Source organism: Streptomyces sp. NPDC104202 (assembly GCF_055584185.1).
The window spans coordinates 1-23,829 of sequence record NZ_JBVJMN010000094.1 but is presented as its reverse complement, the minus strand read 5'-3'; the positions used below and the strand labels follow the sequence as shown (position 1 = coordinate 23,829).

Genomic DNA, 23,829 nt, shown 5'->3' with positions numbered 1-23,829 from the left:
GGCGAGGGGCACGGGGCTCGGGGGACGGGAGAGGGGGGGGGGGGGGGGGCCCCCCCCCCCCCCCCCCCCCCCCCCCCCGGCCCCCCCCCCCCCACCCCCCCCCCCCCCCCCCCCCCGGTCCCCCGGTCGCTCCCCCGGGTCAGATGCGGGCCGGCCGCAGCCTGCGGGCGAGCACCCGGCCGATCTCGCCCAGCGGCTCCGCCTCGGTCATCCGGGCGTGCTCGCAGTCGACCGCGAACTCCTCGATGCGGCCGGTGAGGTACGGCGCCCAGGCGGCCGCGCCCGACAGGGGCGCGGGGGTGCCGGTGGCGTCGAAGAACACCGCGTCGCCGCCGAACGCGACGTCCGGCACGTACCGGTAGCGCATCCGCAGGTTGTCCAGGGTGGCGGCCACGACGGCCGCCGCCTGCGCGTGCTCCAGCGCGCCGAGCACGGGGTCGGCGCCGCGGAGGGCCTCGGCCAGTTCGGCGATGTCCGGCGCGGTGTCCGCGCAGCGCACGGGGACCGTCTCGCCGAGGGTGCCGAGGAGAGCGGTCAGCACGTGCCGGCCGTCGATCTCCGGGGCCCGGAACCCGTCGGGCAGCGGGTAGGAGTCGAGGAGGGCCAGCAGGGCCACCTCCTCGCCGGCCGCTTCGAGCCGGGCGGCGACGGCGTGCGCGACCAGGCCGCCGAACGACCAGCCGAGCAGGTGGTACGGCCCGTGGGGCTGAACCCGCCGGATCTCGGCGAGGTAGTCGTCGGCCATCTCCTGGAGGGACGTCGGGGCTCCGTGCGGGCCGGTGAGCCTGCGGGCCTGGAGCGCGATGACGGGCCGGTCCCGGTCGAGGTGGGGCAGCAGGCCGGCGTAGCCCCAGCTCATGCCGGACACGGCGTGCACGCAGAACAGCGGTGCCTCGCCGGAGTTCGCCGCGGTGGCGGCCCGGATGGGCAGGACGGTACCGAGGGCGTCGGCCCCGCTGCCCGCCGCGATGTGTTCGGCGAGCAGTGCGGGGGTGGGGCTCTGGAACAGGTCGCTGATGGTGATGCGGGTGTCCCAGACGGCGCGGATGCGGCTGATCAGCAGCGTGGCGCGCAGCGAGTGTCCGCCCCGGTGGAAGAAGTTGTCGTCGATGCCGACGGAGTCCAGCCCGAGGTTGTCCGCGAAGAGTCCGCAGAGGATCTCCTCGGCGGGGTTGCGGGGCGCGCGGCCGCCCTCGGACGGCGCGCCGAGGTCGGGTGCGGGCAGGGCGCGGCGGTCGAGCTTGCCGTTGACCGTCCGGGGCAGCTCCTCCAGGACCACGAAGGCCGAGGGGACCATGTACGCGGGCAGTCGGGCGGCGACGCGGCGGCGCAGGTCGTCCACGGTCGGCGCCTCGCCGGGGGCGGGGACGGCGTAGGCGACGAGGCGCTTGTCGCCGGGCCGGTCCTCGCGGACCACGGCGGCGGCCTGGACCACGGCCGGGTGGCCGAGGAGGGCGGCCTCGATCTCGCCGGGTTCGATGCGGAAGCCGCGGAGCTTGATCTGCTCGTCGCCGCGCCCGAGGTACTCCAGGGCGCCCTGCTTGTTCCACCGTGCGAGGTCGCCCGTGCGGTACATCCGGGACCCGGCGGGCCCGTGCGGGTTGGCGACGAACCGGTCGGCGGTCAGGGCCTGCTGGCCGATGTACCCGTGCGCCAGACCGTGGCCGGCCACGTACAGCTCGCCCGGGACGCCCGGCGGGACCGGTTCGAGGTGGGCGTCGAGGACGTAGGCGTGCTTGCCGGAGAGCGGGCCGCCGACGGGGATGCTCGCGGCGCCCGCGGCGGCGCCCGCCTCGATGACGAAGGCGGTGGTGAAGCCCATGCTCTCGGCCGGGCCGTACCCGTTCAGCAGGTGGAGTCGCGGGTGACGGGCCAGGGCCCTGGCGGTGTGGGCCGGAGAGGCCGCCTCTCCCGCGGTCATCGCCTCCTTCAGGTGGGTGAACGTCTGCGGGTGCTCGTCGAGCATGTGGTTGAAGAGGCTGGCGGACATCTGGAGCGTGGTCACCTGGTGCTGCTCGACCAGCTCGGCGATCAGGTTGGGGTCGGTGTGCTGGCCGGGCTGGAGGACGCACACACCGCCGTGGAGCAGCGGCCCGAAGACCTCCAGGGCGAAGGCGTCCCACGAGACCGGAGAGCACTGCAGGAAGCTCTGCTGCGGACCGAAGGCCAGGTAGTCCGGCCCCACGAAGGTCGCAGCGAGCGCCCGGTGGGAGGCCATCACACCCTTGGGCAGGCCCGTCGAGCCCGAGGTGAACATCACGCAGGCCACCGACTCCGGTGAACCCCCGGTCTCCACCGCGGTCCCGGACAGCCGGCTCACCTCCGCCGTCTCGGCGGTGAGGTCCACCACCACGGCGTCGGTGGTGAGCGGAGCCAGGTGGGTCTGGGTGAGGAGCGCCGAGGGCGCCACCTGTGCCAGGACGCCGTTCAGCCGCTCCACCGGGAACAGCGGGTCGAGCATCGTGTACCCCGCGCCGGCCTTCAGCACGGCGAGGATCGACGCCACCATGTGCGGCGACCGCTCCACGTGCACGCCGACGAGGTCGCCGGGACGCACGCCCCGGTCCGTCAGGTGCCGCGCGAGGCGGTTGGACCAGACGTCCAGGTCGGCGTAGGAGATCACCTGGTCCTCGAAGACCAGCGCCGGCGCCTCGGGCGACCGCGCGGCCTGCGCCGCGAACAGACCGTCGAGTCCCGCTTCCGGGCCGTCGGTCGGTGCGCCGGACCAGGTGGCGAGGAGGTCCCGCTCCTCCTCGGGAAGGAGGTGCAGGGAGCCGACGGCCGTGTCGGGGTGGGTGGCCGCGGACTCCAGGAGGAGGAGCATGCGCTCCAGGAGGGCGTCGATGGTGCCGGGTTCGTAGAGGTCGGTGGCGTACTCGACGACGATGTCGAGGCCGTCGGGGCTGCCGTCCTCGGTCCGCCGCTCACCGAACGCGAAGGTCAGGTCGAACTTCGCGATCCGCAGCTCCGGCGCCACGAACTCCGCCGCCAGATCACCGAGCCCAGGTGCGCCCACCGCCGTGTCACCCACGGTGAGCATCACCTGGAACATCGGATGCCGGGACGCGGAACGCTCGGGGTTGAGAGCCTCGACGAGCCGGTCGAACGGAAGGTCCTGATGAGCCCATGCGGCAAGATCCGTTTCCCGCACCCGGCCCAACACCTCACGGAAGGTGGGATCGCCACCCAGATCCGTCCGCAGAACCAACGTGTTGACGAAGAAGCCCACGAGATCGTCGAGAGCCTGATCCGTCCGTCCCGCGACCGGCGAACCGATCGGGACATCGTTTCCGGCACCACACCGCGCGAGCACGGTCGCGACGGCGGCCTGGGCGACCATGAACAGGGTGGTTCCGGTCTCGCGCGCCAGCCCGGTCAGGGCAGCGTGCGTCCGAGCGGGGGCGGTCACCTGGTGGGTGGCCCCGCGATAGGAGGCGACGGCCGGCCGCGGTCGGTCCGCGGGGAGGGTCGCCTCCTCCGGCAGGTCGGCCAACTGAGACCGCCAGAAGGCGAGTTGGCGCTCCTCATCGATGGCGAGGAGACTCCGCTGCCACAGGGTGTAGTCGGCGTACTGGACCGGGAGCGGCGCCCAGTCGGGGGCGGCTCCCCCGCTGCGGGCCGTGTACGCCGCAGCGAGGTCCCGCAGGAGCGGGCCGTTCGACCATCCGTCGGAGGCGATGTGGTGCATCACCACCAGGAGCACGTGCTCCTCGGGGGACAGCTCCAGCAGATCGGCGCGGATGGGCAGATCGGTGGAGAGGTCGAACGTGGTGCCGGACAGTCCGGCCAGCACCTGGGGCAGGGACTCCTCCGTCACCGGGATCACCGGGAGCGCGAGGTCGGTCGCCGCGAGAGGCCGGACCGCCTGGTGAGGCAGGCCGCCCTCGGAGGGGAAGGAAGTCCGGAGGGATTCGTGGCGTACGACGACGTCGCCGAGCGCGAGGCGCAGGGCCCCGGCGTCCAGGGCGCCGGTGAGGCGTACGGCCAGCGGGATGTTGTAGGTCGGGGAGGGTCCCTCCAACTGGTCGAGGAACCACAGGCGCTGCTGGGCCGAGGAGAGCGGGAGACGTGCGGGCCGCTCGCCGGCCGTCAGCGCGGGGCGCTCCTCCTCGCCGCCGCTCACCGCGATCAGCTCGGCGAGCCGGGCCGCGGTGGGGTGCTGGAAGACCTCCCGCACCCCGAGCCGTACGCCGAAGGCGTCGCGGATCTTGGAGGTGAGCTTGGTGGCGCGGAGGGAGTGTCCGCCGCGGTGGAAGAAGTTGTCGTCGATGCCGACGGAGTCCAGCCCGAGCGTGTCGGCGAAGAGTCCGCAGAGGATCTCCTCGGCGGGGTTGCGGGGGGCGCGGCCGCCCTCGGACGAAGGGCCGTCGTCGGGTGCGGGCAGGGCGCGGCGGTCGAGCTTGCCGTTGACCGTCCGGGGCAGCTCCTCCAGGACCACGAAGGCCGAGGGCACCAGGTGTTCGGGCAGTCGGGCGGCGACGTGCCGGCGCAGCTCGTCCGGGGTCGCCTCCGCGACCGCGTAGGCGACGAGGCGCTTGTCGCCGGGCCGGTCCTCGCGGACCACGGCGGCGGCCTGGACCACGGCGTCGTGCGCCATCAGCGCGGCCTCGATCTCGCCGGGTTCGATGCGGAAGCCGCGGAGCTTGATCTGCTCGTCGCCGCGCCCGAGGTACTCCAGGGCGCCCTGCTTGTTCCACCGGGCGAGGTCGCCCGTGCGGTACATCCTTGAGCCGGCGGGCCCGTGCGGGTTGGCGACGAACCGGTCTGCGGTCAGGGCCTGCTGGCCGATGTACCCGTGCGCCAGACCGTGGCCGGCCACGTACAGCTCGCCCGGGACGCCGGGGGCCACGATCTCCAGGTCGGCGTCGAGGACGTAGGCGTGCTTGCCCGAGAGCGGGCCGCCGACGGGGATGCTCGCGGCGCCCGCGGCGGCGCCCGCCTCGATGACGAAGGCGGTGGTGAAGCCCATGCTCTCGGCCGGGCCGTACCCGTTCAGCAGGTGGAGCTGTGGGTGGTCCGTGAGGGCGCGGGTGACGTGTGCGGGCGAGGCGGCCTCGCCGGCCGTCATGGCCTCGCGGACCTCGCGGAAGACGGCGGGGTATTCGTCGAGCATGTGGTTGAAGAGGCTGGCGGACATCTGGAGCGTGGTCACCTGGTGCTGCTCGACCAGCTCGGCGATCAGGTTGGGGTCGGTGTGCTGGCCGGGCTGGAGGACGCACACACCGCCGTGGAGCAGCGGCCCGAAGACCTCCAGGGCGAAGGCGTCCCACGAGACCGGAGAGCACTGCAGGAACGTCTGCTGCGGACCGAAGGCCAGGTAGTCCGGCCCCACGAAGGTCGCGGCGAGCGCCCGGTGGGAGGCCATCACACCCTTGGGCAGGCCCGTCGAGCCCGAGGTGAACATCACACAGGCCACCGACTCCGGTGAACCCGAGGTCTCCACCGGGGTGCCCGGGAGTGCGCTGACGAGGGCGACGTCGGCCGTCAGGTCGACCACGACCGCCTCGGTGGTGAGGTCGGCGAGGTGGGTCTGGGTGAGGAGCGCCGCAGGCGCCACCTGTCCCAGGACGCCGTTCAGCCGCTCCACCGGGAACAGCGGGTCGAGCATCGTGTACCCCGCGCCGGCCTTCAGCACGGCGAGGATCGACGCCACCATGTGCGGCGACCGCTCCACGTGCACCGCCACCAGATCGCCGGGGCGGACGCCCCGGTCCGTCAGGTGCCGCGCGAGGCGGTTGGACCAGACGTCCAGGTCGGCGTAGGAGATCACCTGGTCCTCGAAGACCAGCGCCGGTGCCTCGGGCGACCGCGCGGCCTGGCCGGCGAAGAGGCCGTCCAGGCCGAGGCGGGGTGCCTCGGTGGCGGCTCCGGCCCATCGGGCGAGGCTGCGGGTCTCCTCGTCGGTGAGGAGGGCCAGCCGGGAGACCGGCTGGTCGGGGTCGGCGACGGCGGCGGTCAGGAGGCGGACGAGTCGCTCGGCGACGGCCTGGGCCGTGGAGCGCTCGTAGAGGTCGGTGGCGTACTCGACGGTGATGTCGAGGCCGTCGGGGCTGCCGTCCTCGGTCCGCCGCTCGCCGAACGCGAAGGTCAGGTCGAACTTCGCGATCCGCAGCTCCGGCGCCACGAACTCCGCCGCCAGATCACCGAGCCCAGGTGCGCCCACCGCCGTGTCACCCACGGTGAGCATCACCTGGAACATCGGATGCCGGGACGCCGAACGCTCGGGGTTGAGAGCCTCGACGAGCCGGTCGAACGGAAGGTCCTGATGAGCCCATGCGGCAAGATCCGTTTCCCGCACCCGGCCCAACACCTCACGGAAGGTGGGATCGCCACCCAGATCCGTCCGCAGAACCAACGTGTTGACGAAGAAGCCCACGAGATCGTCGAGAGCCTGATCCGTCCGTCCCGCGACCGGCGAACCGATCGGGACATCGTTTCCGGCACCACACCGCGCGAGCACGGTCGCGACGGCGGCCTGGGCCACCATGAAGGCGGTGGTGCCGGTCTCCCGTGCCAGCCCGGTCAGCGCCCGGTGGACCGGGGCGGGGCAGGACACGGTGAGCGTGGCGCCCTGGTAGGAGGCGACGGCCGGCCGCGGTCGGTCCGCGGGGAGGGTCGCCTCCTCCGGGAGGCCGGCGAGGGCCTCGCGCCAGAAGTCGAGTTGGGGCAGCTGCTCGGCGGCGAGCAGGTCGCGCTGCCACAGGGTGTAGTCGGCGTACTGGACCGGGAGCGGCGCCCAGTCGGGGGCGGCTCCCCCGCCGCGGGCCTCGTAGGCGCGGGCCAGGTCGGCGAAGAAGGGCGCGTTCGACCAGCCGTCGGAGGCGATGTGGTGGGCGACGACCACCAGGACGTGGACGTCGTCGGCCAGGGCCAGCAGGGCGGCGCGCAGCGGGAGTTCGGCCGTCAGGTCGAAGACCTTGGCGCTCTCCTCGGCGAGCAGCGCGGGGAGGGTCTCCTCGGTGGCCGGCACCGTGGGCAGCGGTACGTCGATCCCGTCGGCGGGCAGGACGTACTGGTGGGCCTCGCCGTCGGCGGTCCGGAAGACGGTCCGCAGGGCCTCGTGGCGTACGACGACGTCGGTGAGGGCCTGCCGGAGCGCGTCCGCGTCGAGGGCGCCGGTGAGCCGGAGGGCCAGCGGGATGTTGTAGGTGGCCGAGGGGCCTTCCAGCTGGTCGAGGAACCACAGGCGCTGCTGGGCGGAGGAGAGCGGGATCCGCTCGGGCCGCTCCTGGACCGTGAGGGCGGGGCGGGGCGGTTCCCCGCCGGCCGCCGCGACCAGCTCGGCGAGCTGGGCCACGGTCGGGTGCTGGAAGATGTCGCGGACCGTGATCCTGGCGCCGAGGGCGGCGCGGATCCGGCTGACCAGGCGGGTGGCGAGCAGGGAGTGGCCGCCGAGCCGGAGGAAGTGGTCGTCGACCGTGACGGACGGGCTGCCGAGGACGTCGGCGAACAGTCCGCACAGCACCTCCTCGACAGGGTTGCGCGGGGCGCGGCCGTCGCTCTCGCCGCCGAGCACGGGCCGGGGCAGGGCGCGCCGGTCGAGCTTGCCGTTGCCGGTGAGGGGCAGGGCGTCCAGGAGCACGAAGGCGGACGGGACCATGTACTCGGGCAGGGCGTCGGCCGCGTGGCGGCGCAGGGCCGTGAGGTCGGTGTCGGCCGCGCCGACGACGTAGGCGACGAGGCGCTTGTCGCCGGGCCGGTCCTCGCGGACGACGACCGCGGCCTGGGCCACGGAGCCGTGCGCGACGAGCGCGGACTCGATCTCGCCGGGCTCGATGCGGAAGCCGCGCAGCTTCACCTGCTGGTCCGCCCGGCCCAGGTACTCGATCTCGCCCTCCCGCGACCAGCGCACCAGGTCGCCGGTGCGGTACATGCGGGAGCCCGTGGGGCCGTGGGGGTCGGCGACGAACCGCTCGGCGGTCTGGGCGGGGCGCCCGAGGTAGCCGCGGGCCAGTCCGGCACCGGCGATGTACAGCTCGCCGGGGACGCCGGGGGCGACGAGGGCGAGGTGCTCGTCGAGGACGTAGAGGCGGGTGTTGTCCAGGGGGCGTCCGATGGGCAGGGCGCCGTCGTAGTCGAAGGGCCGGTGCAGCGGGTGCGAGGTGGCGAACGTCGTCGTCTCCGTCGGCCCGTAGCCGTTGACCACCGTCAGGTCCGGGCAGGCGTCCATCACCCGGCGCACCGCCTCCGGCGGCACCACGTCACCGCCCGTCCACACCTCCCCCAGCCCGGCGAAGGCACCCGGGTCCTCCTCCGCGACCAGCCGGAAGAGTCCGGCGGTCAGCCAGAGCCCGGTGATGGACTCCTCCCGCAGCACGGTCGCGAGCGCGGCCGTGTCGAGGACCCCGGGCGGGGCGACCGACACGGTGCCGCCGGAGAGCCAGGGCACCCAGAGCTCGAAGGTCGAGGCGTCGAAGGTGTGCGGGGAGTGGAAGAGCACGTGCGCGTGGGCGGGGCGGGTCCAGCTCCGGTCGAGGGCGAGTTCGGCGACGTTGCGGTGGGTGATGGCGACGCCCTTCGGCACGCCGGTCGAGCCCGAGGTGAACATGACGTACAGCCACTGGTCGGGGTGCGTGGCGGTCTCGGGCGCCGTCGCCGGGTGGGCGTCGAGGGCCGGGTCGCCGGCGAGTCCGTCGACGAGGACGGTGCGCACTCCGGTCGCCTCGGTCAGGATCTCGTGGTCGGCGAGGGCCGGGTCGACCAGGAGGACGGGGGCCGCCGTGTCGGCGAGGATGCGGGTGAGCCGGGAGGCGGGGTCGACGGCGTTGAGGGGGGCGTAGACGCCGCCGGCCTTGGTGATGGCGAGCAGCGACAGGACGAGGTCGGCGGAGCGTTCCATGAAGACGGCGACGACCGTCTCGGGTCCGACGCCGAGCGAGACCAGGTGGTGGGCGAAGCGGTTGGCGACGGCGTCGACCTCGGCGTAGGTGAGCGTGCTGCCCGCGTGGGTGAGGGCGACGGCGTCCGGGGTGCGCGCGGCCTGCGCGGCGAAGAGGTCGGCGACCGAGGCGTCGGGCACCGGGGTGGCGTGGCCGGTCCAGGTGTCGAGGAGCAGGGTGCGCTCGGCCGGGTCGAGCAGGTCCAGGCCGGAGAGTGGGGTGTCGGGGTGGGCGACGGCCTCGGCGAGCAGCCGGCCGAGCCGGGCGAGGAGGGCCTCGACGGTCTCGGGGTCGTACAGGTCGGTGGCGTACTCGGCGGTGATGTCGAGACCGCCGGGCCGGCCGTCGGGGGTGAGGTGCTCGTCGAAGCCGACGGTCAGGTCGAACTTGGCGGTGCTGGTGGGCGAGTACTCGGCGCGGGTCCGCAGGCCCGGGAAGTCGGCCCCGGAGTCGGTGGCGCCGGCCTGCACCAGGGTCAGCATGACCTGGAAGAGGGGGTGGCGGTCGCCGGTGCGCTCGGGGTTGAGGGCCTCGACGAGCCGGTCGAAGGGCAGGTCCTGGTGGGCCCAGGCGCCGAGGTCGGTGGTGCGGACCCGCTCCAGGAGCTCGCGGAACGTCGGGTCGCCGCCGACGTCGGTGCGCAGGACGAGGGTGTTGACGAAGAAGCCCACGAGGTCGTCGAGCGCCTCGTCGGTGCGGCCGGCGACCGGGGAGCCGACGGGGACGTCGGTGCCGGCGCCGGAGGCGGCGAGGACGGTGGCGAGGGCCGCCTGGGCCGCCATGAAGAGGGTGGCGCCGCTCTCCTTCGCCAGCTCGACGAGGGCCGCGTGGGTCTCGGGCGGGCAGTGGAGGCCGCGGGTGTCGCCGCGGTAGGAGGCGACGGCGGGGCGCGGCCGGTCCGCGGGGAGGGTGGCCTCGGCCGGCAGTCCGGCCAGCCGCTCGCGCCAGTAGGCGGCCTGGCGGGCCATGACGCTGTCCTCGGCGTCGGGCTCGCCCAGCAGTTCGTGCTGCCAGAGGGTGTAGTCGGCGTACTGGATCTCCAGCGGCTCCTGCTCCGGGGCCCGGCCGGCGAGGCGCGCCCGGTAGGCGTGGGCGAGGTCGCGCAGCAGCGGGGCGATGGACCAGCCGTCGGAGGCGATGTGGTGCATGACGACGAGGAGGACGTGCTCCTGCTCCCGGTCGGAGCCGGGCTCGGTCGCGGGCGTGCCGCCGGCGAGCCGGATCAGCCGTGCCTCGACGGGGAGGTCGGTGGCGAGGTCGAAGACGTGGGCCGACTCGGCGGCGAGGACCTCGGCGAGGCCGGCCTCGTCGGTGTGCAGGACCGGCAGGTCGAGGCGGACGTCCCCGGCGGCGAGGATCTCCTGGTACGGGGTGCCGTCGCGCTCGGGGTAGACCGTGCGCAGGCTCTCGTGCCGGGCGACGACGTCGCCGAGGGCCAGGGTCAGCGCCTCGGTGTCGAGGGCGCCGGTCAGGCGGAGCGCCAGCGGGATGTTGTAGGTCGCCGAGGGGCCCTCCAGCTGGGCGAGGAACCACAGGCGCTGCTGGGCGTATGACAGGGGGATCACTGGGAGGCTCCCATCCGGCGCATCGGCCGCAGCTTCGGGCGCGCGCTCTCGGCGCGGTCGAGCCGCTCGGCCAGGCTGGCCACGTTCGGGTTCTCGAAGAGGGCGGGGACCGGGAGTTCGGCCCCGAGGGCGGTGCGGATCCGGCTGACGAGCCGGGTGGCGAGCAGCGAGTGCCCGCCGAGGCGGAAGAAGTCGTCGTCGATGGAGACGACGGGGACGCCGAGGACGTCGGCGAACAGCCCGCAGAGCACTTCCTCGCGCGGGTTGCGCGGCCGGCGGCCGGTGCTCTCGGTGGAGGCCTGCGGCGCGGGCAGGGCGCGGCGGTCGAGCTTGCCGTTGCCGGTGAGGGGCAGGGCGTCCAGGGCCACGAAGGCGGACGGGACCATGTAGTCGGGGAGGAGTTCGCCGGCGTGGGCGCGCAGCGCGTCCGGGTCGGGTGGGGTGTCGCCGTGTCCGACGAGGTAGGCGACGAGGCGCTTGTCGCCGGGCCGGTCCTCGCGGACGACGACCGCGGCCTGGGCCACGGAGCCGTGCGCGACGAGCGCGGACTCGATCTCGCCGGGCTCGATGCGGAAGCCGCGCAGCTTCACCTGCTGGTCCGCCCGGCCCAGGTACTCGATCTCGCCCTCCCGCGACCAGCAGACGAGGTCGCCTGTGCGGTACATGCGGGAGCCGGGCGGGCCGTAGGGATCGGCGACGAACCGTTCCGCGGTGAGCGCCGGCCGGTCCAGGTAGCCCTGGGCGAGTCCGGTGCCCGCGATGTACAGCTCGCCGCGGACGCCGGGGGCGACCAGTCCGAGGTGCTCGTCGAGGACGTAGAGGCGGGTGTTGTCCAGGGGGCGTCCGATGGGCAGGGCGCCGTCGTAGTCGAAGGGCCGGTGCAACGGATGCGAGGTGGCGAACGTCGTCGTCTCCGTCGGCCCGTAGCCGTTGACCACCGTCAGGTCCGGGCAGGCGTCCATCACCCGGCGCACCGCCTCCGGCGGCACCACGTCACCGCCCGTCCACACCTCCCCCAGCCCGGCGAAGGCACCCGGGTCCTCCTCCGCGACCAGCCGGAAGAGACCCACCGTGAGCCACAGCCCGGTGATGGACTCCTCGGCGAGGATCTTGGCGAGGGCGGCCGTGTCGAGCAGGCCGGGCGGGGCGACGACCAGGGTGCCGCCGGACAGCAGGGGCGCCCACAGCTCGTAGGTGGTGGCGTCGAAGGCGAGCGGCGAGTGGAGCAGCACCCGGCGGTGGACGTCGGAGGTGAAGGCGGTGTCGGCGGCGAGTTCGGCGACGTTGCGGTGGGTGACGACGACGCCCTTCGGCACGCCGGTCGAGCCCGAGGTGAACATCGCGTAGGCCGGCTGCTCGGGGTGGACCTCGACCTGGGGCGCCGTCTCCGGCAGTCCCTCGGTGCCGTCGGCCACGTTCAGGGCCCGCGCGCCCTGCGGCAGTTCGAGACCGGCCAGCTCGCGGTCGGTGACGAAGAGGGTGCCGCCGGACATGCGCACGATGAGCTCGATGCGGTCCGTCGGGTAGCGGGTGTCGAGCGGGACGTACACCGCGCCGGCCTTGACGATCGCGAGGATCGCCACGACGGCCTCCAGCGAGCGCTCCAGGAAGAGGACCACCCGGGAGCCGGGCCGCACGCCCTCCTCGATCAGCCGGTGGGCCAGCCGGTTGGCGCGCCGGTCGAGCTCCGCGTACGTCAGGCGCCGGCCGGCCAGGGTGACGGCGACGGCGTCCGGGGTGCGGGCCGCCTGGGCGGCGAACAGCTGGGGCAGCGAGGCGGCGGGACGGCTGTGCGGGGTGCCGTGCCAGGTGTCGAGGAGCTGCCTGCGCTCCTCGGCGGCCAGCACGTCGAGGTCGGCGATCGGGACGTCGGGGGTACCGGCGGCCGCCTCCAGGAGGCGGACCAGCCGTGCGGTGACGGCCGAGACGGTGGCGGCCTCGTAGAGGTCGGTGGCGTACTCGACGGTGATGCCGAGGCCGGCCGGGCCCCCGTCGCCGGTCCGGTGCTCGTGGAAGGTGAACGTGAGGTCGAACTTGGCGATGTCGAGTGCGGTGAACTCGGACTCGGCCCGGAGGCCGCCGAGTTCGGGCACCGGGCCGGCCGCGTCGGTCACCGACAGCATGACCTGGAAGAGCGGGTGGCGGGCCGCGGAGCGCTCGGGGTTGAGGGTCTCCACGAGCCGGTCGAAGGGGACGTCCTGGTGGGCCCAGGCCGCGAGGTCGGTGGCCCTGACCCGCTCCAGGAGCTCCCGGAACGTCGGGTTGCCGCTGACGTCGGTGCGCAGCACCAGCGTGTTCACGAAGAAGCCGACCAGGTCTTCCAGGGCCTCGTCGGTGCGGCCGGCGACCGGCGAGCCGAGCGGGATGTCGGGGCCGGCCCCGGAGCGCGACAGGAGGACGGCGGTGGCCGCCTGGGCGACCATGAAGAGCGTGGTGCCGTTCTCGCGGGCCAGCCGGGTCAGCGCCTTGTGGAGGTCGGCGGGGCACTGGACGGTGAGCGAGGCCCCCCGGTACGAGGCGGTGGCCGGCCGGGCCCGGTCGGCGGGCAGGGTCACCTCCTCCGGGAGCCGCTCCAGGGCGCCGCGCCAGTAGGCGAGCTGGCGGTCCTCGTCGGCGGCGAGCAGGGCCTCCTGCCACAGCGCGTAGTCGGCGTACTGGACGGGCAGCGGCTCCCAGTCGGGTGCCGCGCCCTCGCTGCGGGCCGTGTAGGCGGCGCCGAGGTCCCGCATGAGGGGCGTGTTCGACCAGCCGTCGGAGGCGATGTGGTGGGCGACCAGGAGCAGGACGTGCTCCTCGTCGGAGATCCTCACCAGGTCGGCGCGGAGGGGCAGTTCGCGGGAGAGGTCGAAGGTGGTGGCGGACAGGTCCCGCAGGACGGCGGGGAGCGCTTCGGCCGTGGCCGGGATGACGGGGAGGTCGACGCGGGCCTCGTCGGCCGGCACCACCAGCTGGTGCGGGGTGCCCTCTTCGGCGGGGAACACGGTGCGGAGCGCCTCGTGGCGGCCGACGACGTCGGTGAGGGCCAGGCGCAGCGCGTCGGCGTCGAGGGCACCGGTGAGACGGACGGCGAGGGGGATGTTGTACGTCGCGGACGCCCCCTCCATCTGGTCGAGGAACCACAGGCGGCGCTGGGCCGCGGAGAGCGGGACGCGGGCCGGCCGTGCGGCGGCCTTGAGGACCGGGCGGCGGTCCTCGCCGTCGGTCTCGGCGAGGAACTCGGCGAACCGGGCGACGCTCGGGCAGCGGAAGAGGTCACGGACGGAGACGCGGGCGCCGAGGAGCTGCCGGATGCGGCTGACCAGCCGCGTGCCGAGGAGGGAGTGGCCGCCGAGGCGGAAGAAGTCGTCGTCGATGGAGACGGCCGGCAGCCCGAGGGCGTCGGCGAACAGTCCGCACAGCACCTCCTCGACGGGGGTGCGGCCCTGGCGTCCGCCGGGTCCGGTGCCGACGCGCGGGGCGGGCAGGGCGCGACGGTCGAGCTTGCCGTTGGCGGTCAGCGGCAGGACGTCCAGCTCGACGAAGGCGGAGGGCACCATGTACTCGGCGAGCCGCCGCCCGCAGTCGCGGCGCAGGGCGTCGGTGTCGACGCGGCCCCGGGGCGCGGGGACGACGTACGCGACGAGCCGCTTGTCGCCGGCGCGGTCCTCGCGGACGATCACCGCCGCCTGGACGACGGAGGGGTCGGTGAGGAGGGCGGCCTCGATCTCGCCGAGTTCGATGCGGAAGCCGCGGAGCTTGACCTGCTGGTCGGCGCGGCCCTCGAAGACCATCTCGCCGTGCTCGTTCCAGCGGGCGAGGTCCCCGGTGCGGTACATCCGCTCGCCGGCGGGCCCGAACGGGTCGGCGACGAACCGCTCGGCCGACAGGGCGCCCCGTCCCACGTATCCCCGGGCCAGATGGCTGCCGGCGACGTACAGTTCGCCGACCACGCCGGGGACGACGGGCCGCAGCCGGGCGTCGAGGACGTACATGCGGGTGTTGGCCATCGGCACACCGAGGTGGAGGCGTTCGACCATCCGCTCGGTGGGGCCGAAGACCTGGTAGCTGCAGAAGACCGTGGACTCGGTGGGGCCGTAGGCGTGGACCACGGAGGTCGTCGGGCAGGCGTCCAGCACCTTCTGGAGTGCGACCGCGGAGAGCACGTCGCCGCCCGTCCAGATCTCCGCGAGGCCCGCGAGGGACTCCACGGCCTCGGACGCCATCGCGTCGAAGAGCGCCGTCGTGAAGTACACCGCGCTGATTTGGTGACGCACCAGGGCGTCACCGAGTTCGGCGACGTCGACCTTGGCGACCGGGAGGACGACGGCGGTGCCGCCGCTCAGGAGCGGCACCCACAGCTCGTAGGTGGAGGAGTCGAAGGCGAGCGGCGAGTACGCCAGCACCCGGCGGTGCCGCTCCCCCGCCCCCCACCACGGGTCGAGGGCCAGCTCGACCACGTTGCGATGGGTGTTGGCCACGCCCTTCGGCGTACCGCTCGAACCCGACGTGTACATCACGTAGGCGAGTTCGTCCGGGTGGACCGCGGTGCCGGGGGCACCGGCCGCGGTGTCGGCGAGGAGCGCGGGGACGTCGGGGGCGGCGAGCACCTCCAGGCCGCGGGCGAACGGCACCTCGTCGGCGGACCGGTCGGTGACGAGGAGCGGGGCGCCGGTGTCGGCGAGGATGAAGGCGAGGCGCTCCTCCGGCTGGCGCGGGTCGAGCGGGACGTAGGCGCCGCCGCTCTTGAGGACCGCGAGGACCGCGACCATGAACTCGGCCGAGCGGTCCAGGTAGAGGCCGACGGCGGAGCCGGGCCGGACGCCGCGGGCGGCCAGCCGGCGGGCGAACGCGTCGGAGGCGCGGTCGAGTGCGCGGTAGCTCATCGTCAGCCCGCCGCACTCCAGCGCCGTGGCGTCCGGGGTCCGGGCGGCCTGCGCGGCGAACAGCCCGTGCAGCGTGCCCTCGGGCAGGGCGGCGGCGGTGTCGTTGTAGTCGGTGAGCAGCGCGCGGCGCTGGGCGGCGGAGAGCAGCTCGATGTCGGCGACCTTGACGTCCGGATCGGCGATGACGGCGTCCAGGACCCGTGCGAGGCGTTCCGCGGCCGCCTCGACGGTGTCGGCGTCGTACAGGTCGGTGGCGTACTCCAGGACGATGTCGAGTCCGTTGGGGTGGCCGACGCGGTCGCGGTGCTCGTAGAAGTTGACGGTGAGGTCGAACTTGGCGATGCCCGCGCTGAGCTGCTGGGTCTCGGCGCGCACGCCGGGGAGCCGCGGTGTCGCCTCGGCGGCCTCGGCGAGGGTGAGCATGACCTGGAAGAGCGGGTGGCGGGCCGCGGAGCGCTCGGGGTTGAGGGTCTCCACGAGCCGGTCGAAGGGGAGCTCCTGGTGGGCCCAGGCCGCCAGGTCGGTCTCGCGGACCCGGTCGAGGAGCTCGCGGAAGGTCGGGTCCCCGGAGGCGTCGGTGCGGAGCACCAGCGTGTTGACGAAGAAGCCGACCAGGTCCTCCAGGGCCTCGTCGGTGCGGCCGGCGACGAGGGAGCCGAGCGGGATGTCGGTGCCGGCGCCCGAGCGGGACAGCAGGGCCACGGTGGCCGCCTGGGCGACCATGTAGAGGGTGACGCCGTGCTCCCGGGCCAGGGTGGAGAGGGCCTGGTGGGTCTCGGCCGGGCAGTGGACGGTGTGGGTGGCGCCGCGGTAGGAGGCCACGACCGGGCGGGGCCTGCTGGTGGGCAGGGTCACCTCGGTGGGCAGCCGGTCGAGCGCCTCGCGCCAGTGGTCGAGCTGCTTCTCCTCGTGGTCGGCGAGGAGGTCGCGCTGCCACAGGGCGTAGTCCGCGTACTGGGCCGGCAGCGGCTCCCACGTGGGCGCGGCGCCCTCCGAGCGGGCGGTGTAGGCGGTGCCGAGGTCCCGCATGAGGGGCGTGTTCGACCAGCCGTCGGAGGCGATGTGGTGCACGACGAGGGCGAGGACGCTCCGGTTCGGTGCGAGCTCGAACAGCACCGCGTGCAGCGGCAGTTCGGTGGCGAGGTCGAAGAGGTGCGCGGTCTCGTCGGCGAGCCGGCCGGGCAGTTCGTCCTCGGTGACGGGGACGACGGCCAGCGGCACGGTGATCTCGTCGGCGGGGGCGATGTGCTGCCGGGGCTCGCCCTCGTGGACGGGGTAGGTGGTCCGCAGCACCTCGTGGCGGGCGAGGACGTCGGCGAGGGCCTGCCGCAGGGCCTCGGGGTCGACGGCGCCGGTGAGGCGGACGGCGAGGGGGATGTTGTACGTCGCGGACGGCCCCTCCATCTGGTCGAGGAACCAGAGGCGGCGCTGGGCCGCGGAGAGCGGGAGGTCGTCGTCGGAGCGCCCGGCGGCGGTGAGCGCGGGGCGCAGGGCCGCGCCGGAGCCCTGGGCGATCCGCTGGGCGAGTCCGGCGACGGTGGGGTGCTGGAAGAAGTCGCGCAGGGAGAGCTCGGTGGCGAGGGCGGTGCGGATGCGGCCGACGAGCCGGGTGGCGAGGAGGGAGTGGCCGCCGAGGCGGAAGAAGTCGTCGTCGATGGAGACGGCCGCCACGCCGAGGGCGTCGGCGAAGAGGCCGCACAGCACCTCCTCGGCGGGGGTGCGGGGGGTGCGTCCGCCGGCGCCGCCGACGAGCGGGGCGGGCAGGGCGCGGCGGTCGAGCTTGCCGTTGGCGGTCAGCGGGAGGTCGGCGAGCTCGACGAAGGCGGAGGGCACGGCGTACTCGGCGAGGCGCTCGCCGGCGTATCCGTGGAGGGCCTCGGTGTCGACGCGGGTGCCGGCGGCGGGCACGACGTAGGCGACGAGCCGCTTGTCGCCGGGCCGGTCCTCGCGGACGATCACCGCCGCCTGGGCCACGGAGGCGTGGTCGAGGAGGACGGTCTCGATCTCGCCGAGTTCGATGCGGAAGCCGCGGAGCTTGACCTGCTGGTCGGCGCGGCCCTCGAAGACCATCTCGCCGTGCTCGTTCCAGCGGGCGAGGTCCCCGGTGCGGTACATCCGCTCGCCGGCGGGCCCGAACGGGTCGGCGACGAACCGCTCGGCGCTCACGGCGGGGCGGCCGACGTATCCCCGGGCCAGGTGGCCGCCGGCGACGTACAGTTCGCCGACCACGCCGGTCTCGACCGGCCGGAGGTCCTCGTCCAGGACGTACATGCGGGTGTTGGCCATCGGCACACCGAGGTGGAGGCGCTCCACCCGCCGTTCGGCGGGGCCGAACGCCTGGTAGCTGCAGAAGACCGTGGACTCGGTGGGGCCGTAGGCGTGGACCACCGAGGTCGTCGGGCAGGCGTCCAGCACCTTCTGGAGCGCGACCGGCGACAGGACGTCGCCGCCCGTCCAGATCTCCGCGAGGCCCGCGAGGGACTCCACGGCCTCGGACGCCATCGCGTCGAAGAGCGCCGTCGTGAAGTACACCGCGCTGATGCCGTGCCGCACCAGGGCCTCGCCCAGTTCGGCGATGTCCAGCTTCGGCGCGGGCAGGACGACGGCGGTGCCGCCGCTCAGGAGCGGCACCCACAGCTCGTAGGTGGAGGAGTCGAAGGCGAGCGGCGAGTACGCCAGCACCCGGCGGTGCCGCTCCCCCGCCCCCCACCACGGGTCGAGGGCCAGCTCGACCACGTTGCGATGGGTGTTGGCCACGCCCTTCGGCGTACCGCTCGAACCCGACGTGTACATCACGTAGGCGAGCTGGTCGGGGTGGACCGCGACGTCGAGCGGGCCCACGGCTCGCTGCGGCAGGGTCACGTCCTCGGTGAGCCGGAGCACGGGGAGGTCGCCCGCGAAGGCCAGGTCCTGCTCGTCGCGGTCCGTGACGAGCAGGACGGCGCCGGTGTCGGCGAGGAGGAAGGCGCGTCGCTCCTCCCGCTGGCGCGGGTCGAGCGGCACGTACGCGCCGCCGGTCTTCAGGACCGCGAGCATCGCGACGACGTAGGCGAGGGAGCGGTCCTGGAAGAGGGCGACGCCGTCGCCGGGCCGGACGCCCCGGTCGCGCAGCACGTGGGCCAGCGCCGTGGCGGCCGACTCCAGCTCGCGGTAGGTGAGTTCGCGTTCCCCGCACACCAGCGCCACGGCGTCCGGGGTCCGTGCGGCCTGGGCGGCGAACAACTCGTGCAGGGCGCCCTCGGGGAGCCGCACGGCGGTGCTGTTGTACGCGTCGATGTCGACGGCGGGAGCCTGGACGGTGGGCTGGTGAGACATCTTCTCGACACCATTCTCGAAGGTTCGGGCGTGCACGGGTATCTCGCGGCGTGCCGGACATCCCGTACGGCCACGACTGGGAATCGCGTGTGTGGTGCTGAGGCGGGCTAGGCGGCGCCGGGCGCCGGTTCCCAGGGCCCGGGCAGGAACAGGTCCTCCGGGTCCAGGGCGTTCACGTGGTACTTGCCGACCGCGCTGGTCAGCATGCGCAGTTCGAGGGCGAGTGCCTCGACGAGGCGGGTCAGGCCGGCCTCGGCGTCCTCGTCGACGGCGAGGAGGGCGGCGCGGCCGAGACCGACGGCGCGGGCTCCGAGGGCGAGGGCCTTGACCGCGCGGGTGCCCTCCCACATGCGGCCGCTGGCGAGCAGGCAGTGGTCGGTGCGCCCGACCCGGCGGAGGCAGTCGGCGAGCGGGAGACCGACGTGGCCGAGGAAGGCCGTCGGCGCCCAGGCGGTGCCGCCCTCCGCGCCGTCGACGGTGACGGAGTCCGCGCCGGCCGCCCAGGCGGTGGCGGCGGCCCGGGCCACGTCGCGGCCGGGGTGAAGCTTCACCCACACCCGGGCGCGGGGGAAGTTGTTCCGCATGAGGCGGATCTGCTGGCGCAGGATCTCCTCGGTGAAGGTGCCGGGGCTGGCGACCCGCAGGACGCGGTCGCCGCCGGTGCCGTACACCTCGTCGAGGGCGAACTGCTCGGCGACCCGGCCCGCGGTCTCGCGGCTGAGGAGGGTGAGTCCGCCGAGGCCGGGCTTGGCGCCCTGGCCGACCTTCAGCTCGAAGGCGAGGCGGCCGCCGGCGAGGAGCGGCTCGCTGACCGGGTCGCTGTAGACGAGGTTCCACACCTCGGCGTCGGCGTCCTCGGTGGACTGCTGGACGACGACTCCCCCGTGCTCGTCGTCGGCGGCCTCGGCGTAGGCGGCGATCCGGCCGAGGAGCGGCGAGACGCCGTTCTCGCCGGCGCTGCGGTAGCCGTTGACGGGGACGACGTTCTCCCCGATGACCAGCGGGATGCCGAGCGCTCCGGCCTGGCGTCCGGCGGCCTCGCCGAGGTCGCGGCTGGCGACCTGGGTGGAGCCGAAGGCCGACACGTACAGCGGCAGCCGGCTGGTGAACCCGCCGATGACCGTGTCGAGTGCGACGTCGGTGTACAGCGGCTCGCGGGCCAGGTCGATGAGCTTCTTCAGCCGCTCGGGCATGAAGACCGGGGGCACGATCCGCATCCGCTCCAGCACGTCGTCCGGGTCGTGCGGGGCCCGGCCGGCCGCCGGCGCGGGGACCGCGCCGAGCAGACCGCTGCCGTAGCCGGACTCGGCCGGGAAGACGGCCCCGGCGCCCTGACGGGCGCGCAGGCGGACCTGCTCCTCGGGGAAGCCGTCCGCGACGAGTGCGGTGCTCATGCCGACACCACCCCGGGGAGCTTGGGGTAGGCGCTGGCCTGCCAGGCGGCCTGCCGGCCGGTGACGTAGCGGGTGAAGCGCTCCAGGCCGATGCCGAAGCCGGAGCTGGCGGGGATCCCCCGGCGGGCCAGGTCCAGGTACCAGCCGTACTTGGCGGGGTTCTCGCCGGTCTCGCGCATGCGGGTGACGAGGGTGGCGTAGTCGTGCTCGCGCTCGCTGCCGCTGGCCAGCTCGCCGTAGCCCTCGGGGGCGATCAGGTCGAAGTTCCGCAGCACACCGGGCTGTTCGGCGTCCTCCTTGTCGTAGAAGCCTCGCGATCCCTTGGGGTAGTCGGTGATGAAGAAGGGCCGCTCGGCGCGGGCGGAGACGATCTCCTCGCCCTGCCAGTCGATCTCGGCGGCCGGGTCCTGCGGGTGGCCGAGGTCGATGAGCTCGGTGGTGGCCTGCCGGTGGCCGACGCGCCCGAAGGAGGCGGCGACGGCCTCGCGCAGGGCTCCGGTGTCCCGGCCGAGGAGGTCGAGGTCGCCCGGCAGGCCGGCGACGACGTCGGCGACGACGTGGGTGACGAGCTGCTCGGCGAGGTCCATCGCGTCCTCGCGGCGGGCGTCGCGGATCTCGACGTCGATCTGGTGGAACTCGGCGAGGTGGCGGTGGGTGACCGCCGTCTCCAGCGGCTCCAGGCGGACGTTCGGCGCGATGTAGAAGATCTTGTCGAAGGCGAGCAGCGACGCCTGCTTGTAGAGGATCGCGCTCGTCATCATCTTGTACTTGTGGCCGTAGAAGTCGACGTCCACCTGCTTCGAGCCGCGGATGCCGGGGTCGGTGACCGGGCCGATGATCGGCGGCAGCAGCTCCTGGAAGCCGCGGGCCGTCAGGAAGGCGCGGGTGGCGGCGAGCATCCGGCTCTGCACGCGCAGCGTGGCCCGGGTCAGCGGGTCGGTGAGGTGCGCGTCGGGGGAGGAAGGGAAGGGCAGCAGTGCCTCGTCCACGGCCTCGGCGATGGTGACGGTCACGGTCATACCTCCTGAAGGAGCGGAACGGCCGGGGTGCGGTCGTCGTCGTGGTCGGGGTGGTCGTCGTAGCGGCGCTGGACGAAGGTCAGCGCGTCGTGGAGTCCGGTCGCGGTGAGCCGGGAGCCGCGCCGGCCGGTGACCCGCCCGATGGGCATGGCACCGATGTCCGACCAGGTCAGGCGGCCCGTCGCGTCGATGTGGCTGCGGGAGCGACCCGCGTTGTCGGGGTGGAGGCAGTAGGGGACGTCGAGGTAGCCGCGCTCGAAGGCCTTGAGCAGCGCGGTGCCGAGGTCGGCGTCCAGGCCGAGGACGGCGTCCACGAGGGCACGGGCCTCCGCGTACACCGGGTTGTCCGCCGGGTCGTCGGCCCCGTCGGTCCCCCCGGCGGCGCGGGCCGCCGCGTCGGCCGCGATGCGCAGGGCGCGGACGTTCTCGGCGACGGTCGGGATGCGGTGGGCCTCCGCGGCCGTCTTGACGATCAGTCGCTGGGCGCCCGCCGTGACCGCCAGTGCGGCGGAGTCCTCCAGGAGGGCGTGGGCGCCGCGGGTGGAGCGGGGGTAGACCCCCATGTAGGTGTACACCACGATGTGCCAGTCCGTCTCCGGCAGAAGGTCGGCAGCCAGGCGGCGGAGTGCGCGCACCGCCTGCCGGTCCTGCGCGGGACTGGTCTGCTGGGCGTAGCTCAGCGAGATGGAGCGCAGTCCCGCCCGGTGGAAGAACACGCCCTCCAGGGCGCTGATCGCCACGAGGAGTCCCGGCGGGCACAGCTGGCCGAGCATGCAGCCGCCGAAGCTCTCCAGGTGCGGTTCGGCCCCGTCGGCGCGCAGGGCGGCCAGCCGCTCGCAGGTCTCCTGCCAGTTGCGGACCGAGTCGACGAGCGGGGTGCGGCCGTAGGGCAGGCAGTACGAGACGGGTCCGCCCTCGGTCGCGGTGAGGCCGAGCCGGGCGAGCGCGGCGACGATCCGCTGCGGGCGCGCCGAGCCGTGCCGGACCTGGACCGGGAAGCCGGCCTCCTCGATGCCGTCGAGCACCCAGCGCGAGGTGTCCGGGCTGTAGGAGGTGATGGGGTAGCCGTTGAGCGGGACTCCTCGGCCCAGGGCGCGGACCGCGGAGGGCTCGTCGCCGACCCGGGTGTAGCTGTCGATGGTGAGGGTGCCGGCGACCGCATCGGCGGCGCCCTTGGTGGCCCTGAGCCCGGCCCGCATCCGGGCGGGCTCGGAGAAGCCCATGCGGGGCTGGACCACGAGGGAGCCCCGGGCGCGGGCGGCGGCCACGAACCGTCCGAAGGACGTCACCGTGCCACCCCTTCCAGCCGGGCGGCCGGCGCGAGGGGGGCCACGGCCGCCGCCGCGAGGGGGGCGGCCGGCGCGGCCGGTCCCCTGTTCGCGGCCAGGGCGGCGAGGAACTCCTCGAAGGCGCCGAGGCCCTGGTCCTCCTCGAACACCGCGTCGAAGCCGGCCTCGACGAGCCTGCGCCCGTTCCCGGCCCGGCCCTCGGCGCCGAGGACGCCCAGCTTGCCGCCGATGACGGCCGGCAGGCCGGCCAGTTCCCAGCGCGAGCGGATCGTCCGGATCAGCTCCTCGGCGTCCTGGAAGCCGTGGCCGTTGACGCTGCTCACGACGAGCAGGTCGGGCTGGAACTTCCCGCAGGACTCCACGATCTCGTCCTGGGGTATGCACGGGCCCAGATTGACGACGTGGTGTCCCAGGTCTTCGATCAGCAGTTGAATGAACACGAGATTCCAGGTGTGGGCATCGGACGGTAGTCCGGTGACCATCACGTCCAGCGGCCCGGATCGAGCTCGGGACGCCACTTCCGCAGGCTGCATCATCACTTCGTCCACATCGTGGGGTGCCAAGTGGGAGAAGGAGGTCCTGGACCGCTCGGAACTTCCCTTCGGCATCGATCGTAGGAACGCCGCGAGCGGCCGACCGGCGCCCGGGGCGGCAGCCGGGCGGCAGTTGCCGCCGCCGGTCGGCTCCCCTTTCACGGGCCGTCCTACAGTCGGATTCCGCCGCCGCGACGCCGGCCGGAGCGGAGTGCGGGAGCACGCGCCCGAGACACCCTGAGGAGTGGACCCATGTCCCAGATCGCCCCCACCGCGGAACTGGCCGCGGCCCTGCTCGACGTCATGTCCGAGACCGATCGCCACGAGCCCCTGGGAGAGGCGAAGTTCGCCGTCCTCGAGGCGGCGATGCAGTTGATCGACGCCGACCGTCCGGAGCTGGCCGACCAGCCGCACCGGCGCACGGAGCTGCTGCGCGAGGCGCTCGGCTCGGTGCGGGCCGCCGCCGTGGCCACCGGCATCGCCGTGACGCGCGCCCACGAGGTGTCGCGCGTCCTGGTGTGACCCCCGCCGGCCGGCGGGCTGCCGCCCAACTGCCGCACGGGCTGCCCGAACCGGCGCACACCGTCTCGTAGCGTCGAGACACCGGTGCGGCACCGGATCCCCGTTCCACGGAACCCACAGAGGTGAAGCCATGGCTACCAATCCGTTCGACGACGCAGACGGCCGTTTCGTCGTCCTGGCCAACGACGAGGGCCAGCACTCGCTGTGGCCCGCCCGGATCCGCCGCCCCGAGGGCTGGCAGCTGGTCCGCGAGGAGGGCAGCAAGCAGGAGTGCTCCGAGTACGTGGAGGCCAACTGGGCCGACCTGCGTCCGCGTTCGGTGGTCGCCGCGATGGGCGGCTGATCGTCGGACGCACACGCCGGGGGGGGGGGGGGGGGGGGGGGGGGGGGGGGGGGGGGGGGGGGGGGGGGGGGGGGGGGGGGGGGGGGGGGGGGGGGGGGGGGGGGGGGG

Annotated in this window: 8 protein-coding genes; 2 read left to right on the top strand and 6 right to left on the bottom strand. The window is 74.2% G+C overall.

The window, feature by feature from the left end:
• Window positions 1-139: 139 nt before the first annotated feature.
• The 6 genes from ACZ60W_RS35430 to ACZ60W_RS35405 form a co-directional block, all read right to left on the bottom strand.
• Complete coding sequence (locus ACZ60W_RS35430) at window positions 140-10,444, bottom strand: non-ribosomal peptide synthetase (protein ID WP_469759527.1); 10,305 nt, start codon at window positions 10,442-10,444, stop codon at window positions 140-142.
• On the bottom strand, window positions 10,441-18,621 hold the full coding sequence (locus tag ACZ60W_RS35425; RefSeq protein WP_469759526.1) for a non-ribosomal peptide synthetase: 8,181 nt from the start codon (window positions 18,619-18,621) through the stop codon (window positions 10,441-10,443). The genes ACZ60W_RS35430 and ACZ60W_RS35425 overlap by 4 nt, the downstream gene beginning before the upstream one ends.
• Before the next feature lie 107 nt (window positions 18,622-18,728).
• On the bottom strand, window positions 18,729-20,015 hold the full coding sequence (locus tag ACZ60W_RS35420) for a glutamate synthase-related protein (RefSeq protein ID WP_469759525.1): 1,287 nt from the start codon (window positions 20,013-20,015) through the stop codon (window positions 18,729-18,731).
• Window positions 20,012-21,034, bottom strand: coding sequence for an asparagine synthetase A (locus tag ACZ60W_RS35415; RefSeq protein WP_469759524.1), 1,023 nt, complete (start codon window positions 21,032-21,034; stop codon window positions 20,012-20,014). The genes ACZ60W_RS35420 and ACZ60W_RS35415 overlap by 4 nt, the downstream gene beginning before the upstream one ends.
• A complete protein-coding gene (locus ACZ60W_RS35410) occupies window positions 21,031-22,323 on the bottom strand; it encodes a methylaspartate mutase (RefSeq protein WP_469759523.1) in 1,293 nt (430 codons plus the stop codon). Before ACZ60W_RS35410 ends, ACZ60W_RS35415 begins: the two co-directional genes overlap by 4 nt.
• Complete coding sequence (locus tag ACZ60W_RS35405; protein ID WP_469759522.1) at window positions 22,320-22,763, bottom strand: cobalamin B12-binding domain-containing protein; 444 nt, start codon at window positions 22,761-22,763, stop codon at window positions 22,320-22,322. The genes ACZ60W_RS35410 and ACZ60W_RS35405 overlap by 4 nt, the downstream gene beginning before the upstream one ends.
• Window positions 22,764-23,108: 345 nt before the next feature.
• On the opposite strand from ACZ60W_RS35405, the gene ACZ60W_RS35400 reads away from it, so the two are divergent.
• Together ACZ60W_RS35400 and ACZ60W_RS35395 are read left to right on the top strand one after the other, a co-directional pair.
• Window positions 23,109-23,378 carry a hypothetical protein gene (locus tag ACZ60W_RS35400; RefSeq protein ID WP_469759521.1) on the top strand — a complete coding sequence of 90 codons (270 nt, stop codon included), beginning with the start codon at window positions 23,109-23,111 and terminating at the stop codon, window positions 23,376-23,378.
• Window positions 23,379-23,508: 130 nt separating this feature from the next.
• Complete coding sequence (locus ACZ60W_RS35395) at window positions 23,509-23,721, top strand: MbtH family protein (RefSeq protein WP_469759520.1); 213 nt, start codon at window positions 23,509-23,511, stop codon at window positions 23,719-23,721.
• Window positions 23,722-23,829: the final 108 nt, after the last annotated feature.

Bases quoted from the DNA above. Each gene is read 5' to 3' on its own strand.
- ACZ60W_RS35420 (WP_469759525.1), bottom strand. From the start codon at position 20,015: ATGAGCACCGCACTCGTCGCGGACGGCTTCCCCGAGGAGCAGGTCCGC.
- ACZ60W_RS35400 (WP_469759521.1), top strand. From the start codon at position 23,109: ATGTCCCAGATCGCCCCCACCGCGGAACTGGCCGCGGCCCTGCTCGAC.
- ACZ60W_RS35415 (WP_469759524.1), bottom strand. From the start codon at position 21,034: ATGACCGTGACCGTCACCATCGCCGAGGCCGTGGACGAGGCACTGCTG.
- ACZ60W_RS35425 (WP_469759526.1), bottom strand. From the start codon at position 18,621: ATGTCTCACCAGCCCACCGTCCAGGCTCCCGCCGTCGACATCGACGCG.
- ACZ60W_RS35395 (WP_469759520.1), top strand. From the start codon at position 23,509: ATGGCTACCAATCCGTTCGACGACGCAGACGGCCGTTTCGTCGTCCTG.